Source organism: Rheinheimera muenzenbergensis (assembly GCF_036984005.1).
Classification (GTDB): domain Bacteria; phylum Pseudomonadota; class Gammaproteobacteria; order Enterobacterales; family Alteromonadaceae; genus Alishewanella; species Alishewanella muenzenbergensis.
On sequence record NZ_JALAAR010000008.1, the window covers coordinates 16,374 to 38,114 of the forward strand.

17 protein-coding genes are annotated in these 21,741 nt (G+C 49.8%); all 17 read left to right on the top strand.

From position 1 onward, the window contains the following. The first annotated feature begins 7 nt into the window (after window positions 1–7). The 17 genes from tssM (at window position 8) to MN202_RS10560 (ending at window position 21,740) form a co-directional block, all read left to right on the top strand. The gene (tssM, locus tag MN202_RS10480) at window positions 8–3,556 is read left to right on the top strand and encodes a type VI secretion system membrane subunit TssM (protein ID WP_335736069.1); all 3,549 of its coding nucleotides are present in this window, start codon (window positions 8–10) and stop codon (window positions 3,554–3,556) included. After that, entirely contained in the window at window positions 3,538–4,263 is a 726-nt protein-coding gene (gene tagF, locus MN202_RS10485; protein WP_335736070.1) for a type VI secretion system-associated protein TagF, read from the top strand. The genes tssM and tagF overlap by 19 nt, the downstream gene beginning before the upstream one ends. Further along, entirely contained in the window at window positions 4,263–5,036 is a 774-nt protein-coding gene (locus tag MN202_RS10490; protein ID WP_335736071.1) for a PP2C family protein-serine/threonine phosphatase, read from the top strand. The genes tagF and MN202_RS10490 overlap by 1 nt, the downstream gene beginning before the upstream one ends. A 111-nt stretch (window positions 5,037–5,147) precedes the next feature. Then, window positions 5,148–6,212 (top strand): type VI secretion system protein TssA, encoded by a 1,065-nt coding sequence (gene tssA / locus MN202_RS10495; protein WP_335736072.1) that lies wholly within the window; start codon window positions 5,148–5,150, stop codon window positions 6,210–6,212. A gap of 53 nt (window positions 6,213–6,265) precedes the next feature. After that, a complete protein-coding gene (tssB, locus tag MN202_RS10500; RefSeq protein ID WP_335736073.1) occupies window positions 6,266–6,766 on the top strand; it encodes a type VI secretion system contractile sheath small subunit in 501 nt (166 codons plus the stop codon). A gap of 1 nt (window position 6,767) precedes the next feature. Continuing rightward, window positions 6,768–8,261 carry a type VI secretion system contractile sheath large subunit gene (gene tssC / locus MN202_RS10505; protein WP_335736074.1) on the top strand — a complete coding sequence of 498 codons (1,494 nt, stop codon included), beginning with the start codon at window positions 6,768–6,770 and terminating at the stop codon, window positions 8,259–8,261. Between the two features lie 82 nt (window positions 8,262–8,343). Further along, entirely contained in the window at window positions 8,344–9,894 is a 1,551-nt protein-coding gene (tssC, locus tag MN202_RS10510; RefSeq protein ID WP_335736075.1) for a type VI secretion system contractile sheath large subunit, read from the top strand. 7 nt (window positions 9,895–9,901) lie between these two features. Continuing rightward, the gene (locus MN202_RS10515; protein WP_335736076.1) at window positions 9,902–10,702 is read left to right on the top strand and encodes a type VI secretion system accessory protein TagJ; all 801 of its coding nucleotides are present in this window, start codon (window positions 9,902–9,904) and stop codon (window positions 10,700–10,702) included. A gap of 21 nt (window positions 10,703–10,723) precedes the next feature. After that, a complete protein-coding gene (gene tssE, locus MN202_RS10520) occupies window positions 10,724–11,215 on the top strand; it encodes a type VI secretion system baseplate subunit TssE (protein WP_335736077.1) in 492 nt (163 codons plus the stop codon). Then, the gene (gene tssF, locus MN202_RS10525; RefSeq protein WP_335736078.1) at window positions 11,212–13,044 is read left to right on the top strand and encodes a type VI secretion system baseplate subunit TssF; all 1,833 of its coding nucleotides are present in this window, start codon (window positions 11,212–11,214) and stop codon (window positions 13,042–13,044) included. Before tssE ends, tssF begins: the two co-directional genes overlap by 4 nt. Further along, the gene (tssG, locus tag MN202_RS10530; RefSeq protein WP_335736079.1) at window positions 13,041–14,060 is read left to right on the top strand and encodes a type VI secretion system baseplate subunit TssG; all 1,020 of its coding nucleotides are present in this window, start codon (window positions 13,041–13,043) and stop codon (window positions 14,058–14,060) included. Before tssF ends, tssG begins: the two co-directional genes overlap by 4 nt. Window positions 14,061–14,079: 19 nt before the next feature. After that, entirely contained in the window at window positions 14,080–16,683 is a 2,604-nt protein-coding gene (gene tssH / locus MN202_RS10535) for a type VI secretion system ATPase TssH (RefSeq protein ID WP_335736080.1), read from the top strand. 282 nt (window positions 16,684–16,965) lie between these two features. Next, window positions 16,966–17,445, top strand: coding sequence for an Hcp family type VI secretion system effector (locus MN202_RS10540; RefSeq protein ID WP_335736081.1), 480 nt, complete (start codon window positions 16,966–16,968; stop codon window positions 17,443–17,445). A gap of 87 nt (window positions 17,446–17,532) precedes the next feature. Further along, on the top strand, window positions 17,533–19,347 hold the full coding sequence (tssI, locus tag MN202_RS10545; protein WP_335736082.1) for a type VI secretion system tip protein TssI/VgrG: 1,815 nt from the start codon (window positions 17,533–17,535) through the stop codon (window positions 19,345–19,347). A 27-nt stretch (window positions 19,348–19,374) separates the two neighbouring features. Then, window positions 19,375–19,668 carry a PAAR domain-containing protein gene (locus tag MN202_RS10550; RefSeq protein ID WP_335736083.1) on the top strand — a complete coding sequence of 98 codons (294 nt, stop codon included), beginning with the start codon at window positions 19,375–19,377 and terminating at the stop codon, window positions 19,666–19,668. A 3-nt stretch (window positions 19,669–19,671) separates the two neighbouring features. Continuing rightward, a complete protein-coding gene (locus tag MN202_RS10555) occupies window positions 19,672–20,721 on the top strand; it encodes a hypothetical protein (protein WP_335736084.1) in 1,050 nt (349 codons plus the stop codon). Further along, window positions 20,718–21,740 (top strand): hypothetical protein, encoded by a 1,023-nt coding sequence (locus MN202_RS10560; protein ID WP_335736085.1) that lies wholly within the window; start codon window positions 20,718–20,720, stop codon window positions 21,738–21,740. Before MN202_RS10555 ends, MN202_RS10560 begins: the two co-directional genes overlap by 4 nt. Window position 21,741 lies beyond the last annotated feature (1 nt).

The window sequence follows — 21,741 nt, forward strand, 5'->3', positions numbered from 1 at the left end:
AATTGTTATGAAATTAAAAGCCATGCTGCAAACCATACTGCGGCTAGTTAAATCCAGTGTCTTTATTACCGTTTTAGGCTTGCTGGCCCTGGCATTGTTGATCTGGTTCGGTGGCCCTTTGCTGGCGATAGCCGGTTATGAGCCGTTGGTCAGTAGCAGTGCGCGCCTGGCAACCTTATTGGTTATCACGCTGATCTGGGGCGCTGTGCATTATATTAAAGGCCTGCAGGAAACCCGCTCTAACCGTGAGGCCGTAAACACCTTACTGCATGGTGATGAGCACCAGCAGCAGGACGAGCTGGCAAAGCGTGATATCGAAGTGCTGCGGGAGCGTATGCAAAAAGCACTGGATATTTTAAAACATGCCCGCTTTGGCAAGGCCCGTGATATTTATCAATTACCCTGGTATATGCTAATCGGGCCGCCAGGCTCAGGTAAAACTACAGCACTGCATAATTCCGGCCTGGATTTCCCGCTAAAAGAACATATGGGCACTGACGCGATTGCCGGTGTCGGTGGTACCCGCCACTGCGATTGGTGGTTTACCAATCAGGCGGTATTGATTGATACTGCCGGTCGCTACACCACGCAGGACAGCCACGCAGCGCAAGATTCTACTGCCTGGCAGGGTTTTTTGGGTTTGCTGAGAAAAAACCGGCCACGGCGGCCAATTAATGGTGTGATCGTCTTTGTTAGCCTGGCCGACTTATTAAATCAGACTAAAACCGAACGAAATCTGCATGCCCGGGCAATTAAGCAACGGGTGCAGGAATTGCAAAACCAGCTGGGCATGACGTTTCCGGTTTATGTGATGTTTACCAAAGCGGATTTGATTGCCGGTTTCACCGAGTTCTTCGATAACCTCAGCGAAGAAGAGCGGGAACAGGTGTGGGGCATGACCTTTGATGCAGCGCATGAAGACAGTGAAAAGGGCGCCGTTGCCCAGTTTAACAAAGAGTTTCATGCCATTATTAACCGGCTTACCCAGCGCTTATACTCGCGCTTACAATTTGAGCATGATCAGGAAAACCGTGCAGCTATATACGAATTTCCGCGTCAGTTGCGGTTATTACAAAGTGCCGCTGATGATTTTTTAAAAGAAATTTTTGCCGCTAATCCGTTTGAAAAAGCCACCATGCTGCGCGGTGTTTATATTGCCAGCGCCACACAAGAAGGCGTACCTATTGATCGGGTTATGTCACAACTTGGCAGTAATTTTGGCCTGGCTGAACCGCCACTACGCCGGCAAACCGGCGAGGGTAAAGGCTATTTTATTAAACGTTTCTTTGAAGAAATTGTCATCCCCGAGCGAGAACTGGCATCAGTTAATTTGCAACATAAGCATCGCCATCGGTTAATCCGCCGTGGCGTTATGGCGGCAACCGCCTGTTCTGCGCTGGCCCTGGTGCTGTTATGGGCTGGGAGTTACAACTGGAATACTGCCCTGGTAGATGAAGTCAGCGTGGCAATAACCCAGTACCAGACTTTAGCTGAAAACAATACGGCCAGCGATGATGTGGTGGCGCTCAATCAGCGGCTTAATTTATTGCGTGATCTGCCTGCGGGTTTTGCCGGAGTTTTACCAACGGACGGCCCGAAAAACTTAGGTTTGTATCAGGGCGATAAATTGGGTCAGGCGGCCAAAACGGCTTATCAGCATGGTTTGTATCATAGTTTTGTACCGTATTTGTTGCAAAGTCTGACCGAAGAAATGCAGCTAAATGCGGCACATCGTGATTATTTATACGAAACACTTAAAACCTATCTGATGCTATTTCAACCTGAACGGTTTGATGCGGCTCAGGTGACCAACTGGTTTGCACTCTATACCGAACGGCGTTATAGCGGCGATGTCAGTCTGCCGCTGCGATTGTCGCTGCAGAACCATTTACAGGCCTTATTGCAAAGTGGCATCAAAGGTGCGGTATATCAGCCGGATGAAGTGGTCGCAGCACGTGAGCTGTTGTTAACGGTGCCACTGGCAGAGCGGGCCTATCAGCGGATCCGTACTGAACTGAGCAAAAGTCATATCCCTGATTTTCGGCTGCTGGACGTGTTGGGCACCGATAGCGTGAAAATTGTACAACGAAAATCCGGCCTTCCGCTGCAGCAAGGTATTGCAGGTCTGTATACCTACAAAGGTTTTCATGGCCTGTTTAATGTGGAAAAGCGCCGCATTATCCGCAGCCTGATGGAGGACAGCTGGGTATACGGCGATATGGCCGAAGGTGATACTGACAATGGAGACTCTGGTCTGTCTGAGCAGGTAAGCGAAAAATACCTGCGCGATTATGCCTATCAGTGGCAGCAATTGCTGGATGACATTGCAATAAGCCCGGTAGATGACGTCGAGCAGGGCATTTTTGTGACCCGTGTTTTATCCGGCCCTGAGCAACCGATCCAGAGTATCATTCGCGCGGTACAGCAAAATGTGCGATTGACCAGTTTACCAGAGTCGGCAGAGCTGGACATGGCCGCTGATGTGGCCGGTAAAGTAGCTCAAACACAGTTTTCCAGCCAAAAAAGCCGCTTAGACCGGTTATTGCCTGATGATATGTCGGCATTGCAGCAGCAATTACCCGGTAAGGCGGTCGAGCAGGCCTTTACCGAGATCCTGAATATCAGTGACGCGCAGCTTGAACAGATCAGCCAAACCAGCCGCTTGTACTATGAATATCTGGAACGGCTCTATGCACCGGGTGGTATGGCGCGCCAGGCTTACGCTAACCAGTTAAATGGCGAGGGTGGTAAAGAGCTGGGTGTCGCACTGCGCCGGCTGCAAAGTGAGATCCCGGCACCTTTTGCAAACTGGCTGGGCGATGTGTCGGCTGATACCACTAAACTGTTTGCCAAAGGCAGCCGTCAGCATATCAATGAAGCCTGGCAGGGTACTGTACTGGCAGAGTATCGCAAAGCCATTGCCGGCCGTTATCCGCTAAACCGGCGCAGTAAAGACGATATTAAATTACGCGACTTTGAACGGTTCTTTGGCTATGGCGGTACTTTAGACAGCTTCTTTAAAGATTATCTGCAGCCCTTTGTTAACACCAGCCGCGCCAATTGGAGTTTTAAGCAGGACATAGGTTTAGATCATAGCATCCTGGCCACATTTCAGGCCGCCCGTCAGATCCGCTCGGCGTTTTTTGAAGAGGGCAGCCAGAAACTAAAAGTTGGCTTTAGTTTACGGCCGGTTTATTTGGATCGGCATATTACTCACGTGTTGCTGGAGCTTGATGGCCAGGAGTTGTCGTACCGGCATGGTCCGACGCGCTCGCGGCAGTTTTTCTGGCCGGGTGACCGCAATAAGCTGACCACCAGATTAGTGTTTACCCCGGCTAATTCCGGCTTACCGTCTAATACCAGCCAGGATGGCGAATGGTCCTGGTTCCGTTTTCTTGATGGGTTAACTGAGGCGCGACCACAAACCCGGACGGACAAAATTCTGCATTTGGCGGTGCAGGGCAATCATGCCCGGGTCGAGCTTATTCCCGACACTGTTGATAACCCGTTTTGGAGTAATGCGCTAGAGAGGTTCAATTGTCCAGCCAGTCTGTAATGGAAGTAGGATTATGCGGCAAGATCCCAAGCCGCGGCGATTTTTTAGCTAACGGTTTAGCCGTGGATTTTGTCGATAGCTGGAATGAATGGCTACAAGCAGTATTAGCGGTAAGTCGCGAACAGCTTGGTCAAAGCTGGCTGGATATTTACCTTACCAGCCCGGTTTGGCATTTTGCCCTCAGTGCCGGTGTTTGCGGTAAAGAGGCAATGATAGGTTGCCTGATGCCCAGCGTTGATCAGGTAGGCCGGCATTTTCCTTTCACACTGGCCCGCAGTTTAAGTACAACGCCGGTGCATGCCAGGCAAAGTCCGCAATGGAGTGACGTGATGCAGCAACAAATTCTGCACACTTTAGACGATGACTTTGTTTTTGACGCCTGGTTGACGCAGCTGAGCAGCGTCGATTGGCAATGGCCTGCCGCCTTACAGGTTACCGCTTCCGAGCTTGCTGGCAGCCAAAGCCGGCCAGCCTGGTTGCTTAGCACTGAGATGTTACCGGATAGCAATAGCTTACTGCATCATAGTTACCGGCAATTGTTTGGCCGCTATTGTTTATGGTGGACAGAGGGCTCTGAGCTGGTACCTGCCTGCACCTTGATCAGTAGCGGTTTGCCGCAGGTAAGCCAGTATGCCGCTATGCTAAGCGGAGACTGGCAGCGTTGGGGCTGGGCTAAAGCTGATATTCAAACCGCAGGAGCGGCCTGATGAACAAGCAATTGATTTCTGACGCTCAAAGCCACAAAGGCCTGGTACGCAAACTCAATGAAGATGCCTGCCTGGACATGGCTGACAGTGGCGTATGGTTGGTGGCCGATGGCATGGGCGGCCATGCCGCCGGTGATATTGCCAGCCAGTTGGTAGTAGACACGCTGCGCATGGCCGTGCAAAGGGCTGCAGAGCCTTCGGTGCAATTGCTCACTAATGCACTGCAGCAGGCCAACGCCGAACTGTATCGCTACAGCGAACAGCATTTGTCCGGTAATACTGCTGGCTCTACCGTGGTGGTACTGCTGATTGATAAATGGCATTACCACTTTATGTGGGCTGGAGATAGCCGGGGCTACATTTTGCGCAACGGTGTTTTGCGGCAGCTAACCCGCGACCACAGTCAGGTCAATGACATGGTTGATGAGGGGCTGTTAAGTAGTGACGAGGCTGAAACACATGAATTGGCTAATGTGATCACCCGTGCTGTCGGCGTAGACAATGAGGTTACCGTCGATGTTGTAAGTGGCGTTTGGCAAAGTGGTGATTTGTTTTTATTGTGCAGTGATGGCCTGAATAAAGAACTTAGTGATGCTGAGATCAGTCAGTACCTGACACACACTAATCTGGCAGAAGCCAACCGCGCACTGCTGCATTCCTGTCTGGTAGCCGGGGCGCGTGATAACGTTACTTCCGTGTTAGTTAGAGTTGAAAATGCATCCGCAGAGGTTAGCGAAAAAGATAAAACAATACCGCTTAATCTTAGAAAATAGAAATAAATAGTTAATTGTTGTCATAACTAAAACAATAAAGTAACATTGCTTGCTGAATAACGTCTCATTTTGGTTGTTGTGATGGAATACAGTGAGTTAATAGATTTTACAGTGTTAACAGAAAATGTGAGTGATGCTTCGCCCGCAGGCACAGATCCGCGCATAGATATTTCACCAACATCACAGTATTACCAACTTAAAGATATCCGTGGCCAGGCCCGCGCCAATGAGCGCGCTATGCTGGCTGAAGACGAAGATTTTCAGGCGCTGATTTCAGAGTGGCGGCCCTTGGCTGAAACCATACCTGCGCTGCTGTCCCATGATGTTAAAGATCTGGAATATGCCGCCTGGTTAATAGAAGCCTGGTGCAGAACAGACGGTTTTGTCGGCCTGACGGCTGGCTTTAAAACAACCCGCTTGTTAATAGAAAATTTCTGGCCAAGTCTTTACCCATTGCCAGATGAAGACGGCATGGAAATCCGCGTGGCGCCGCTAATTGGCTTAAACGGCTATGAGGGCGATGGCGCACTGATTACACCCATATTAAGCATCCCGCTGACTGACGCAACATCGCACGGTCAATTTGCTTGTTGGCAATATCAGCGCGCTGCAGACATTTCACGTAAAGACGAAAAACGGCAAAAGCAAAAGGCCGATGCCGGTATCGCCAGTCTGGAGCAAATTAAAGATGCTGTTAACGAAACATCTGCGGCATTTTACCTGAACTTAAAGCAACAAATTGAACTGGCGATAGCCGAATTTGCTTTGTTGTCTCAGGCGATGGATACCGCTATGGACGGTGAGCCTCAGCCAACCAGCGCTATTAGTAAAGCCTTACAAAAATGTCTGGATGCGGTGCTTTACCTCGCTGCAGATAAGCTGGCCCAGACTGAAGTTGCAGCCGCGTCGATTGAACTGAATGCAGACGGCAGTGCAACGGTTAGCGCCGATCCTGTAGCACAGCAGGTGCAGAGTCGGGAGCAGGTGTTACATAGCCTGAAACAGGCGGCAGAATTTTTTCGTAAAACTGAGCCACATTCGCCAATTTCCTACGCCTTAGAACAGGTAGTGCACTGGAGTGGTTTAACACTTCCTGAGCTTTTACAAGAACTTATTGATGACAATAACAGCCGTAACCAGTACTTCCGGCTGGCGGGGATCCCGCAAAATAAATAGTGGCCAGCGGTTGCCACTACAACAAATGACAGCTGAGTAACAGGAGAAAGTCAATGGAAAGTATTCACAGTAAATTATCCCGGGTGCGTAAGCCCCGTGTGCATATTACCTATGACGTTGAGACAGAGGGAGCTGCGGTTAAAAAAGAACTGCCTTTTGTCGTAGGCGTAATGGGCGATTTTGCTGGCCAAAACACAGAGGCACTAAAACCGCTGAAAGACCGGCGTTTTGTACAAATCGACCGCGACAATTTTGATGAAGTGTTAAAACGGATGAACCCGAAATTAAGCTTCAAAGTAGACAATAAACTGGCCGCTGATGGCAGTGAGTTTAATGTCGATTTGCAATTTAAGTCGATGCAGGACTTTGAACCTGCCGCCATTGTAAAGCAGGTTGAGCCGCTGGATAAGCTAATGGCAACCCGCAATAAACTGCGTGATCTGATGACTAAAATTGACCGCTCTGAAGAGCTGGAAAACATTTTGGAGCGCGTGTTGAACAACAACCAGGATCTGCAGCAGCTGGCGCAGGATCTGAGCATCGAGGATAAGTAACATGAGCACTGAAGCGTTATTGGAACAGCATGATAATGCCACCGAATCTGCCAGCTCGTTGCTGGAGCAAGCGATTGGTGCTACCAAACAAACCGATGCCTCGCGTGCTGAGGAGTTATTGCGCACCCTGACCGAAGAAGCGCTAAGCGGCACAGTCAGCTGGAATAAAAACCTCACCGTTACCTTTAATGAGGCAATAAGCCGGTTAGATAAACTGATTTCTGACCAATTATCGGCCATTATGCACGCCCCGGCGTTTCAAAAGCTGGAAGGTAGCTGGCGCGGTCTTAATCATCTGGTGTTGAATTCAGAAACCAGTGCCTCACTTAAAATCCGTATGATCAGTGTCAGTAAAAAAGAGCTGTATAAGGATTTAAGCAAAGCGGTGGAGTTTGACCAAAGCCAGACCTTTAAAAAGGTGTATGAGTCTGAATTTGGTACCCCGGGCGGCGAGCCTTATGGCGCCATCATTGGTGACTATGAGTTTACAAACCATCCGGAAGACATTGAAACCCTGACGTATATGTCCAACGTGGCAGCAGCAGGCTTTTGTCCGTTTATTTCTGCGTCGGCACCGGCACTATTTGGTTTTGACGACTGGACTGAACTGTCTAAACCGCGCGATTTGGAAAAAATCTTCGAATCACTCGAATACACCAAATGGCGTTCATTCCGCGACAGCGATGATTCACGCTTTGTTACCCTGACAATGCCGCGGGTATTAGCACGTTTACCTTACGGTAGTGCCACAGCGCCTATTGAAGAATTTGGGTTTGAAGAATTTGACTTAGATCCGGTTAAAGGCGTAGCAAAGACTACTAATCACGCTGATTACTGCTGGATGAATGCGGCCTATGTTATGGGAACCAAACTGACCCATGCTTTTGCCCAGTATGGTTTTTGTACTGCTATCCGCGGTGCTGAAGGCGGCGGCAAAGTCGAAGGCCTGCCAAGTCATATCTTTATGAGTGACGATGGTGATCCGGATCTGAAATGCCCGACTGAAATTGGCATTACCGACCGGCGTGAAGCTGAATTAGGCAAAATGGGCTTTTTACCGTTGTGCCACTATAAAAATACCGATTACGCGGTGTTTTTTGGTGCGCAAACTGCACAAAAACCGAAAAAGTATGACTCACCGGAAGCGACAGCAAACGCCGCTATTTCGGCTCGTCTGCCGTACTTAATGGCGACATCACGCTTTGCGCATTACCTGAAAGTACTGGCACGCGACAAAATCGGCAGCTTTATGGAAGCCGAAGATGTTGAAGTATGGTTAAACCGCTGGATCCTGAACTACGTCAATGCTTCTGAAGGTAGTGGCCAGGAAGTACGTGCCCGTTACCCGCTGGCTGATGCCAAGGTGCAGGTACGTGAAATCCCGGGCCGTCCGGGTTCTTACAATGCCGTAGCCTGGTTAAGACCCTGGTTACAGTTGGAAGAGCTGTCTACCTCGTTACGCCTGGTAGCAAAGATCCCGGAAATGGGTGGTTAATACCTTGCGCTACCGGCCAGATGTCATCCCCGTCTGGCTGGTGGGCGCGGGTATCTTGAAGAGTTAAACGGATGCAAATGTCATGGTAGACGCCGTCAGGTTTGTTGCTGCCGATGCCTTTAATACCGCATCGTCAGCACAAGAGCATAGCAGTTTTAACCAACCGGCTTATAAAAGACTGGAGCGCAGTGGCGTACTTGACCGCTTTTTGCGTGAACAAGATCCGCTGTCTGCAGTGCTGTATTGGATGCAGCATGTCGCTTGCGTGCAGCTAACGAGCAGCAATCAGCTTAGCGCCTTGTTATGTCGCGCTATTGCTGATATTGACCGGCTGATTAATCTGCAGTTAAACGGCATTATTCACCATGCCACGTTACAGCAACTGGAAGCCAGCTGGCGTGGTTTGCTGTACCTGACAGAGCAGACAGAGCGTCACGACCGTGAGCAAAAAATTAAAATTAAGCTGCTGTCGCTGTCCTGGCCAGAACTGAGTAAAGATATTAATCGCGCGATAGATTTTGATCAGAGTGATTTCTTCAAACTTATTTACGATAACGAATTTGATATGCCAGGAGGCGAACCTTTTGGTGTGCTGATTGGTGATTATCAGATAAGCCATAAAATTCGTCCCGGGCAATTAAGTAATGATCTCGACACGCTAAAAGAAGTGGCGCGCACAGCGGCTGCTGCCTTTGCGCCCTTTATTTGTGCCGCACATCCATCGTTGTTTGGTGTAGATCACTTTTCTGAACTGGGCTTGGTGTCAGATATAGGCAGTCAGTTTAAACAACCGGAATACATAAAATGGCGCGCATTGCGGGCGATGGAAGATGCGCGTTTTTTAGGCGTAGTGCTGCCACAGGTGTTAATGCGCAGCCCTTATAAAGATGACGGCTCGCGCGCGGAAAGCTTTGTGTTTAAAGAAGCGCTGGCCCAACCGGAGCAAGACTATTTATGGGGCAATGCCGCTTTCGCTTTTGCTGCTGTGCTGGTTAGGGCGTACAGCGAATCCGGTTGGTTTGCCCAAATCCGTGGTATGAAATCCGGTCAGCATAATTTTGGCCTGGTTAGTGACTTACCGGTAAGCCGTTACGAAACAGAAAAGTATCAAAACAGTAATAAGCCCTCAGTAAATCTGTTAGTCGGGCACCGCTTTGAATCTGAGCTTTCTGATAATGGCTTTATTCCGTTGTCGGTAGTGCCATACAGTGATTATTTTGCTTTTTATAATAATGCTTCTGTGCAACTGCCGCAGAGCTATGAGCATAAACTGTCGACAGTCAATGCCCGTCTGTCGGCGATGCTGCAATACATTCTCTGTGTGGCGCGTTTTGCTCATTACATTAAGGTGATTGGCCGCGATAAAGTGGGCGGCTACCACTCGGCAGAACATTGTGAGCAAGAGCTACAGCGCTGGTTGCATAATTACACTACCGCCTCTACCGACGCATCAACTGATGTGAGGGCACGCCATCCGCTGCGTGAAGCCCGTATTACCGTGCGCGAGAAACGCGGTGAGCCCGGGCGTTATTTTTCTACTATTCAGCTGCAACCGCATTTCCAGTTAGATCAAATGATTACAACGGTAAAACTGGTTGCTGAACTGTCCCCCAAACAAGCTGCTACAGCATGAGGTAAACGTGAAACAATTACAGGAATTAATCCGTCAGGGTGAACTGGCTGCCGCGACAGAATGCGCTGTAGCGTTATTGCGCGATGATCCGGCTAATGCCGACGTCCGTGCCAGCTATATTGAATTACTCTGCTTGCAGGGCGTGTTGGAAAAAGCTGATCAGCAACTGGATATATTGGTACGCCAGAATCCTGATTTTCTGGTTGGCGCGGTTAACTTACGCCAATTGATCCGAGCGGCTGTAGCCAGACAGGACTTCGCTGAAGGTGGCATGACGGCAACGTTGTTTGGTGAGCCAGATGCAATGTTCGAAGCCATGCTGGCACTGCGTTTAGCACTGAAAGAGCAGGATCTGTCACAAGCGGCGCTTGCTGCAGAACAACTGGAACAACAGCGGCCACGCAGCCAGATGCAGGTAAATGGTACAGCTGTAAATGAACTACGTGATTTGGACGACAGCCTGGGAGGTTACCTCGAGCTGTTTGGTACCGACGGTAAATATTATTTAGCTAAGTTCAGCGAAGTTGACAGCCTGCAACTGAAAAAACCGCAGTCTTTGCTGGATACAGTATGGCGGCGGGCAGAAATCATTATTAAAGACGGCCCGGCCGGGGAAGTCTTTGTACCGATGACCTATCAGGGCAGTGTGCGGATGACCGAACGTATGGGCCGGGATACACAATGGCAGGAGCTGCAACCTCAGCTGGTTACCGGCCAGGGGCTGAAGATGCTGCTATGTGGTGATGAGGCAATTAGTTTTGCTGAGCTGCAACAGTTATCGACGGCTGAGCTGGCCGCCAGTGTCTGACAGCAAGACGGCTAACCGCTGGTGAAAATTCAACAGAAACAAGCGCTACAGCAATCGTTGCTGGACCGGCTGATTGATGACAATCCTGGCCAGCTGGACAGCGGGCGCAGCAGGCGCGGTTTTGACTTGAAAGCGTTGCGCCAGAGTGTGCGCCGCGATTTGGAAAACCTGCTTAACAGCCGGGTGCAGTGGCATACCTGGCCGGACAACTACAGCGAGCTGCCGCAAAGCCTGCTTAATTACGGTTTGCCGGATTTCTCAGTCATGGTGGTTGACTCTGATGAAGGCAGGCTGAAGTTGTGCCGTGCAGTAGAGCAGGCTATCCGTCGCTTTGAACCGCGTTTTGTTGATGTTGAGGTTTCGGTGCCTGAGCAGGAGCATGACATGGAGCGGGTGTTAAGGCTGCGCATTCAGGCGCTGTTATATGCCGATCCTGAACCTGAACACATTATGTTCGATTCAGAAGTTGAACCGGTGCATCTTGGGCTGACCATCAGAGACTATCAGACATGAATGATGAATTACTGAAGTATTACAATCGTGAGCTGACGTTTATCCGTCGTATGGGCGCTGAGTTTGCTGAGCAATATCCCAAAATTGCCGGCCGGCTGCGGATAAGTGAAGAAAACGTCGAAGATCCGCACGTATCGCGCCTGATAGAAGGCTTTGCGTTGTTAACGGCACAAGTGCGGCAAAAGCTGGATGATAGTTTCCCGGAATTGACCGATGCCTTACTCGGGCAATTGTACCCGGATTATCAGGCACCGGTGCCGTCGGTATCAGTGGTTAAGCTTACCAGCCAAAATCTGTCTAATTCAGGCATAGTGGTTAAACGCGGCACTGAGTTTGAAAGCCGCACTGAGGGCTTAAAGCCTTGTACCTTTCAGGCTTGTTACGATACCAACGTTTATCCGCTGGAAGTCGCGTCTGCTGAGTTTAATAATGCGCCTTTTCATGCCCCTAAACCGCCCGTGCAGCAAAGTGCCAAGGCCTTACTAAAGCTTAAACTGGCCTGTGAGTTTGATAATACCGGCCTGCATGAGCTGGATTTGTCGAGCTTGCGCTTTTATTTAAATGGTCAGCGCCACCATGTTTACCGGTTGTACGAGCTGCTGCTGAGCAAAACATTAACCATTGGCATCGCGCCCACCGGTAACCCCGAGGCCATGCGTTTTATCAGTGCAGCCAACTTAGCAGCAGTGGGTTTTGCCGATGAGCAGCAGGTTGTACCTTACTCACAGCGTAGCTTCTCCGGTTATCGTTTGCTGATTGAGCAATTTTTGTGTCCGGAAAAATTTTTGTTTATTGAGCTCAACGGTCTGGACCCGGCCTGGCCAGGGATAGGTAGTGCCTTTGAACTGTATTTTTACTTAAGCGAAGGCGCTGCGGAATTGGAACGGCATATTACTGCTGACAGCTTGTTGCTGGGCTGCACGCCAATTATTAACTTGTTTAGCGAAAAACTGGAACCGGTAAATCTGGACAGCTCGCAGTACGAGTATCGTCTGGTTCCGCGTTATATGGATGCTGATGTTTGTGAAGTTATCCGCATAGAGCAGGTGCAGGCGTTTGACGCCTTTGGTAATGAAGTTACGTTAAACCCCTACTATAGCCAGGGACATCCGGATTATTTGCAGCAGCAGGATATGTTTTGGCACAGCCGGCGTGAGTTTGCGGACTGGGCAGGCGGTTATTCTGAAGCCGGTACAGAGGTGTATTTATCAGTAATAGATCGCAAGTTTAAAGGCGTTACAGCAACCGAACATAACAAGGACTGGGTGATCCAAATTCAGGCATTGTGCAGCAATCGCAACTTACCGACGTATTTACCTTTCGGCGGCGGCGAGCCGCAATTTTTAATTCGCAAGCACGCCGACGTGATCAAGCAAGTTCGTTGTCTGATGGCGCCAACGGCCAGTGTACGGCCTGCGCTGCAGGAAGCCAGCCGCTGGCAGCTGGTAAGCCATTTAACCCTGAATCACTTTAGCGGTAGCGATGCGTTAGCACGGTTAAAAGAAACGTTGCAGCTGTACGATTTTCGCTGCACGCCGGAATCAAAAGCGCTAATTGACGGCATTTGTGGCCTGGCTATCCGCCCGGGCACGGCCAGGGTTAATCAGCAGGGCCGGATAGCAGTGTGCAGTGGTAGTGAGATCCAGCTTGAATTTACCCAACCCTCTTATGCCGGTAGCGGCATCTATTTTTTTGCCAGTGTACTGGATGTGTTTTTTGCCCAGTTTGCCAGCCTGAACAGCTATACCCGTCTGGCAATAAAATTGCGTGAACATGAACAGCTGTACCATCAGTGGCCGGCGCGCTGCGGCACTAAGGTGTTGTTATGACACTGGACGAGTTAAAACAACAACCTTCCGCCTTTGATTTTTATCAGGCGGTGTACTCTGTTGAACGCCAGTTCAGCAGTGCGCAAAAACGGTGGTATGGCGTCGGGCGCGATGGCTTCCCGGCCCAGGAGTTAGTGCGCTTTAAAGCGGTGCAGCATCTGGGTTTTCCCGGCCAGCCGGTTACTAAGGTGGTACCGCGTAATAATGGCGTAAGCACAGACAAAGGTGGCGAACACAGCGGTACAGCCGTTGATATGCACATTAGTTTTATTGGCCTGACCGGCCCCAGCGGCGTGATGCCACAGCATTATAGCGAAATGGTGTTGCAACGGCTAAAGCAGCGCGACAAAACCATGCGTGATTTCTTTGATTTATTTAATCACCGCCTGGTGTCGTTGTATTACCGGGCCTGGGAAAAATACCGTTTCGCCTGTCAGTACGAAATGCACTCTGATGACCAGGACAGTTTTAGCCTGGTATTGAGCCGCTTAAGCGGAGCCAGGCAAACATTGGGTCTGTATTATGCCGGCGCTTTTAGTGCTCAGCAGCGCAGTGCCCAGCAACTTAAGCAACTGTTAGCAGACTTACTGCACACTCAGGTTGAGATTATCCCGTTGCAGGGCCGCTGGTTATCGCTGCAGCGCAATGAACAAAGTGCTCTGGCGCAGCGTACCGCACTGCAGGGCCAGCATGTCAGGCTGGGGCAAAGCGCAATGCTGGGCAGCCGGGTGTGGGACGTCAGTTCCGCAATCGAGCTGCAACTTGCAGTAAAGCCCGGCGAAGCAGAACAGCTGTTACCGGGTAGTTATCAATACAGCCTGCTACAAACCGTGTTGGCCGATTTTTTACCTGCTGCCGTGCAGGTAAGGTTGACGCTGACCGGCCAACAACAGGATTTTCCCACCGCAAGCTTGTCTGGCCGCCAAACCCGACTTGGCCAAAGCGGTAAGCTGGCGGTGCGCAGCAGTCAGCAACATCAACAGTGCCATCTTAGCTATCAGCTGAGACAGCGTTAATTTTGCACAGGAAGCAATTATGTCTACTACCACATTAAAAAGTCTGGTCGAAAAACTCACCCCTGCCAGCAGACAATCTTTGGAAATGGCCACAGCGCGTTGCCAGTCACGTTCGCATTATACGGTGGAGATTGAACACTGGCTGGATGCGATGTTAGAGCAGAATGACGGCGATGTCAGCTTGGTGCTGCGTAGCTTTGATGTATCGCCGGATTTGGTCCGGCAGCAATTGCAACAGACACTGGAGCAAATGAAAACCGGTAATAATGCATTGCCGACTATCTCGGTACAGTTGATTAATTTACTGCGTACCAGTTGGCTTAACACCACTATTGATTTTGCTGATCAACAAATCCGCAGCGCTTATTTGTTATACAGTTTGTTAAAAGATGACAGCATGGCGGCGTTGATAAGCCGGCGCATACCAGCACTGGATGCCATCGATTGTGCTGAATTGCTGCGGGCCTGGCCGCAATTGGCGGCAAAAAGTGCCGAGCAAACGGGCGCGGAAAGCACTGGTTCAGCCAAGACGCTGTCCACAGGTAAAACACCGGCGTTGGATCAGTTTACTACCGATCTTACGGCGCAAGCCCGGGCCGGTAAAATTGACCCTATAGTGGGCCGGGATTACGAGATCCGGCAGATGATTGATATTTTAACCCGGCGCCGGCAAAACAATCCTATTTTAACCGGTGAAGCCGGCGTAGGTAAAACCGCAGTTGTCGAGGGGCTGGCACTGAAAATTGCCAGCGGCGAGGTACCCGACAAACTGAAAAACATTAGCCTGCGCTCGCTGGATTTAGCTTTGCTGCAGGCGGGTGCCGGCATGAAAGGCGAATTTGAAAACCGGCTGAAAAACGTCATCAAAGAAGTAAACAGCTCGGTAGTGCCGGTAATACTGTTTATTGACGAAGCTCACACCATGATAGGCAGTGGTGGTGCTGCTGGCCAAAATGACGCAGCAAATTTGTTAAAACCGGCGCTGGCACGTGGTGAGCTGCGCACTATAGCCGCGACCACCTGGGCCGAGTATAAAAAATACTTTGAAAAAGATGCTGCACTTGCGCGGCGTTTTCAGGTGGTAAAAGTAGAAGAACCAACGCCAGAGTTAGCGGCCATTATGATGCGCGGTTTATTACCTGTGATGGAGCAACATCACGGTGTGCTGATAACTGAGCAGGCGCTGCAGGCGGCGGTACAATTATCACATCGTTATATTAATGGCCGCCAGTTACCCGACAAAGCTGTTGGTTTGCTCGACACCGCCTGTGCGCGTGTTGCGATGAGCCAGGATGCCTTGCCTGGCCAGGTCGAAGATGCGCAGCGACAGCTGACTCAGCTGCGCCAGCAAATAGCAGTGCTTGAACGTGAGCAACGTCTTGGAGTGGATCATCAGGATGCACTGATCGGCTTGCAACAAACTCTGCAAGATTGCGAAAAGCAGGCCGAGAGCCTGCAACAGCAATGGCAGCAGCAAAATGCCCTGGTGGCAGAAGCGCGGCAGTTGTCTGAGCAATTAAATACTGAGCAGCATGATGCTGACTCACCGCTGTTACAACGCTTGCTGGAAATTAAAGCGCAGTTTGCTGCCATCTCTGAGCCAATGGTGCACTGGCAGGTCACCGAAGAGCTGATTGCTGAAGTGGTATCAGACTGGACCGGGATCCCACTGGGTAAAATGCAGGCTGATGAAATCAATACGGTATTGCAGCTGGATCAGGTGCTGCGCCAACGGGTAGTAGGTCAGGACCATGCGCTTTCGTTAATGGCGCGGATAGTTCAAACCTCAAGAGCGCAGCTGGCAGATGAAAACAAACCCAATGGTATCTTCCTGTTAACTGGCCCCAGTGGTGTTGGTAAGACAGAAACCGCTTTGGCGCTGGCAGAGCAGGTGTATGGCAGCGAAGAGCAACTGACCATTATCAACATGTCTGAGTTTAAAGAAGAGCACAAGGTGTCGCTGCTATTGGGCTCGCCCCCGGGCTATGTTGGCTATGGTGAAGGTGGCGTGCTGACAGAAGCTGTGCGTCGTAAACCCTACAGCGTGATCCTGCTGGATGAAATGGAAAAAGCGCATCCCGGTGTCCAGGATATTTTCTATCAGGTGTTTGATAAAGGCACCATCAAAGATGGTGAAGGTCGTGACATCGACTTCAAGAATACCATCATTATCATGACGTCGAATGTCGGTACCGACACTACCATGCGGTTGTTTGAAGATCCTGACACCGCGCCCAGCACAGAAGGGCTGGCTAAAGCGCTGAAAGACGACTTGTTAAAAGTGTTTAAGCCGGCGTTTTTAGGCCGGCTTAACTTGATCCCTTATCTGCCGTTGGATGCAGACAAGCTGGCGATGATTAGTAGTTTGCAGCTTAAACGTATTGAAAAGCGCTTAGCGCAACATTATCGCGCCAGTTTCAGCTATGACGACCAGGTCATTCAACATATTGTTAGTCAGTGCCAGGATGCCGGCTCAGGTGCCCGTACTATCCATAATATTTTACAAAACCAGCTGTTACCTGAGTTGTCGGTGCGTATTTTACAGCGTGTAGCTGACAGTCAGCCGATCACAGCGCTGCAATTAACGCTAGAAGATGCGCAGTTTAGCTACCAGCTAAATTAACAAAACGATAGTTGCGTTATTGATTGACAAAACTAAAAGTTAATAAATAGCGAGTAAAGTGGTTAATTAAGTGTTGTCAATATTGAATTTGGCGATATAATTTGTGAAGTTTAAAAACCAGTTGGATGTTATGTGATTTATTTGAATGTTTGGCATTTTTTAAATGTTGCATTCTAATGGGTTTAATAGTGGTTTTTAACAATTTGTCCGAAGTGAATCCACACTTAGGCAACATTGATGTCCGGTTTCGGGCACTGTTTAAATATGCAAAAGGAGCATAGCATGCAAGCAAATACCTACCTGCAATATGGCGCAATTAAAGGCGAAACTACTGCTGAAGAGTTCAAAGACATGATCACTGTTTTGTCTATGGACTGGGGTACTCAGCGTGAGCTGTCGTCTTACACCGGTACAGCAATGGACCGTGAAGCCAGTGCAACCCGTCTGAATGACATCGTTATTACTAAGTTGCAGGACAAAGCGTCTCCGGATCTGTTCAAAGAAGCAACCATTGGTAAAGGTCAGAAAGCAGTATTCCACATCACCAAACAAGGTGACAAAGTGGAAGAGATCATGAAGATTGAACTGACTGATGCGATGATCAGCAGCTACCAGATGTCTGTTTCTGGTGATCGTCCGATTGAAACTATCGTTATCAGCTACACCGAGCTGATGATGACTGTAACACCTACTGATGACAAAAATAACGTTACTGCTCCGTTGGTATACGGTTACAGCGGTGTTAAAGGTTCTAAGCTGTAAGCTGAACCAGGACTGGTGTGTGTTTCACACCAGTCCATCACTTTTTTACCCATCAATTTATCTTTCAGTAATCGTTGAGGCGAATGGATGCAACAGGCAACCCAGGACGAAAATAGCATCAGCATTAGCACTCCGCTGGGCAAGGATGCGTTAATTCTGACGCGCTTTGTGTTTCATGAAGCAATGTCACAGCTGTTTAATATTAAAGCCGAAGTATTCAGCAATGGCCAAAGCATTAAACAGGATGATTTGATTGGTAAAGAAGTGACTATTACGCTGGAGCTAGGGAAGAAAAAGCAGCGCTATATACATGCAGTGGTAGCTGACATTGTTGCCATGGGCGAGCGGGTGTCTAAAGAAGCCGCAGGTGGTGAATACCGTGATTATGCCCTCGAATTAGTGCCCACAGCCTGGTACATGCAGCACCGGGTAAATAGCCGTATTTTTCGTGCGAAAAATGTGCTGAAAATTGTTGAGCTGATAGCCGGTGAGCATGGCGTTAAAATTGATGTCGCGGCAAAAATTAAAGCCAGTTATCCTGACTACGATTTTAAAGTGCAGTATCAAGAAAGCGACTTTAACTTTGTCTGCAGACTGTTACAGCAAGAAGGAATTTTCTACTATTTTGAGCACAGCCAAAGCAGCCACACACTGATTTTGGCTGATAAGGCCGCCGCCTATGAACCTGGTGCTGATGCTAAGGTGAAGTTTTTTAGTGGCAGTTTATCAGAACCACATATTCACGCCTGGCACAAAGCACTGGTGATGGCACCGGGCAAGTTTGTGCAGCGTCATTTTGATTTAAAAAAGCCGACAGCCCTGCCAACGGGTACCGCAAGCAAAGGTCAACTGGTACCTGGCCATGCAGATTACGAAGTGTTTAACTATGAGGCTGGCTCGGAATTTCACCCGCGCGCTAAAGCCATTGCTGATCTGCGGCTGGAAGCCTTGCAGCGTGATATCGCCAGACGTAAAGGCGCCAGTAACTGTCGTAGTTTTACTGTTGGTAAAACTTTTACCCTGACCGAGCATGACGATGCAGCCGAAGCCGGTAAGCAGTATGTACTGACAGATCTGCTGTTAACAGCGGAAATCACCAGCCAGAGTGGGGCGAAAAAATCTGCCTCGCAGCAAATTACGAATAGCTTTTATTGTGTACCAAAAGAGGTTGCTTACCGGCCTCATCTTAGTGCAATTAAACCCATTATTCAGGGCGTACAAACTGCAACCGTTACCTGCAAAGGTGGCGAAGAAATATCGGTCGATGAGCTTGGCCGGGTGACGGTGAAGTTTCACTGGGACCGCTCTGACATTAAAGATAATGAAAGCTCTTGTGCTATACGGGTTAGCCAGACCTGGGCCGGTAAAAATTGGGGCGCATTTTTCTTCCCGCGCCGCGACCAGGAAGTATTGGTCGAGTTTTTAAATGGCGATCCGGATCAGCCAATTATTATCGGTGCCGTGTATAACTCGGATCATATGCCGCCCTATGCTTTGCCGACCGACAAAACGCAAAGTGGCATTAAGAGCCGGTCGACCAAAGAGGGGGGCGCTGCCAATTTCAATGAAATACGTTTTGAAGATAAAAAAGGTGAGGAGCTGTTTTATCTGCACGGCGAAAAAGATTTTGAGCTGCAGGTAGAGCACAACCAAACCGACATGGTTGGCAATGACCGAACCACGACGGTTAAAGGTAATGATACTGAAACCGTGAATAAAGACCGCAAAAATACCATAGATGGCAGCGATACGCTTAAAGTGGGTAAGAAGCTGGTTATTGATGCTGGCGACGCTATCACCATTAAAACCGGTGCCGCCTCTATCTCGATGAAAAGTGACGGCTCTATCGATATTAAAGGCGTAAATATTACCATTAAAGGCAGCAAAGTCAGTATCAACTGATGGCCGTGTAACACAGGACAGATACAGATGGCCAAGCCCGCGGCAGTAATAGGTTGTATGCATGTTTGCCCCAAAGTAGACCCGGGACCAAAACCGCATGTCGGCGGGCCAGTGGTGCAAGGCTCGCCCAATGTGACTATTTGTGGCATTCCGGCCGCCCGGAACGGGGATAAATTGGTTTGTATCGGTCCGCCCGATACCATTAGCGGTGGTTCTGCCACCGTGTTTATCAACGGTAAAAAAGCCGCCCGGCTTGGGGATGACACCGCACACGGCGGAAAAATTGTGGTTGGTGTACCCACAGTGTTTATTGGTGGTTAGCCGATGTCGCGTTATGACGCTATGCTGGCGCAGGTTGAGTTATTACTTAACCAGCGTGCTCAGTTACCTGATAATCGGTACTGCACGCTAAAACAGTTACGCGAACATGATCAGCAGCTGTTAACTGCCATTAACTGGTTACAACAGCAATGCACTATAGCCGCCGTGCAACCTTTGTGGTTGCAGTGGTTGCTGGCTGACAACAACACCGATCTATTAGCCGTTAATGCACTCAGTCATCTATGCCTGCCTGAACAGAGCTGGCTGCTACTACATCAGATAAAGCCGCAGCTGTTTAACACCATACTGCCGCATTGGCAAAAGCTGCTACAACAACAGACGCAAAATGCCGATAACGCTTTGCTTTGGACGCTGGCAGCATACTTACAGCTGTCAGTTGACCCCTTTGCTGACAATGCGCCGTTAACGCCGGCCGCTTTATGGTATCTGGTGTTGGCCAAACCTGCTGCTGCACATCAAAAACTGCAGCACTATCAGCCATCAGATGACAGCCAAAGCATAGTAAAGCAGTTGGTACTGCAATTAAGCATACCTGACTATCTTGCTGATATTGCGCCGTATTCGCCAGAGCAATTGATTGAAAGTGTCAAGCCGCATCCATTTGGTTTGATGTTGCTGCTGGCGGCAGTTGATGATGCCAGCCAGGCAAAACTTATTAATTATCTGGCGCAGACTGATCAGATAGCTGCACTGGCTGCAATGGCCTACAGCGGTCAGCTTAAGTTTGCGCCGCTGTTAGCCGAACTGGCACAACAGCCAGAATTACACCAGGCAGCGGCTGACGCGCTGGCACTGCTACTGGGCACTGCGGATAGCGATGCCTGTCTGGCCGAACCGGTTGCTTTGCAGAATTTTCATATCAATCGTAGTGGCGCACGGCAACTGTGCGGCGCAGTAATAAGTGATTTACAGCTTGCTACCGTATGGCGTAGTGGCAATCTGCAGCAACGTCAACTGGCAAGCTGTTTACGTAAAATAAACGCCACACAACAGCCCTTATTAGCGGCTGATGCATTGCAGGTAAAACTATGACGAAGGTGGCGATCAGTCTGCAGGACAGTGTGATGGTGCTGGGCGCCGCAACAAGCAGTGCGGACGCCCAGACCTTGGAGTTGCTCGGCCTGACGCCGCAAACATTGCCCTGGCAGGGCAAGCAGCTTGCTACGGCTTTTGTCGCACCGCCTGCTGGCGGACAGCCGTTGGCAGAGCGTTTAGTGTGGTTGCTTGAGCAACTGTTGCAGCAAAGTGGGGCTGTCGAACAGCAACAGGTTTATCTGATCCTGCCCGAACAAGCCGGAGCAGATGACAGTAGTCTGAATGCCTTTTTACAATTGTTGATGCAGCGCCTGCCGACACTGCTGATGTCGCCGGGCTGCCGGGTATTCCCATACGGCAGCGCCGGCGCATTAATGGCATTAAATGCCGCTGCGCAACACTTTGAACAATGTCAGCAACACAGCGCACAAACGCAAGTTCCGTCCGCAGCCGGCGGCAAGGTATCGGCGCAGGTGTGGTTAGTGGCGGTCGATTCGTTGGCGCACGATAGCGTGTTAGATCGTTATGCGGCTTTGGACTCATCTGCTGTTGTGCTGTCAGAAGGTGCTATAGCACTGTGTATTGCTGCTGACAGTAATGGCAACAGCATGCTGTTTCATGCCGCTGATGCCAGCCCGGGAGCGATGCCTGAGCAAGACCATGCTATTGGTAATTTATTTTTGCAACTGGCCACTCAGGTAACACAGCCGCTGAGCCAGTTGTATCTGCCAGATTGTGGTGATGAACAGCAGAGCAGCCGCTGGTTGCTGCAGTATGCCTCGCTGCATGGCGGCGTTGATGTAGATAGCGAATTGGTATTTCCGGCTTATGCCTGTGGTGAATTAGGTTCCTGTGGTGGCTTGTATCGTTTGTGGCATCTGCTATCGCGCTTACAGCGAAATGACATCACCGGCCTGACTGCTCAGTTGGAAATATCCGCCCGGCAATACCGGGCCCTGACGTTATTTAGTCCCTCTAAAACCGGCTCAGATTATTTAGTTAACAAGGATGTATAAG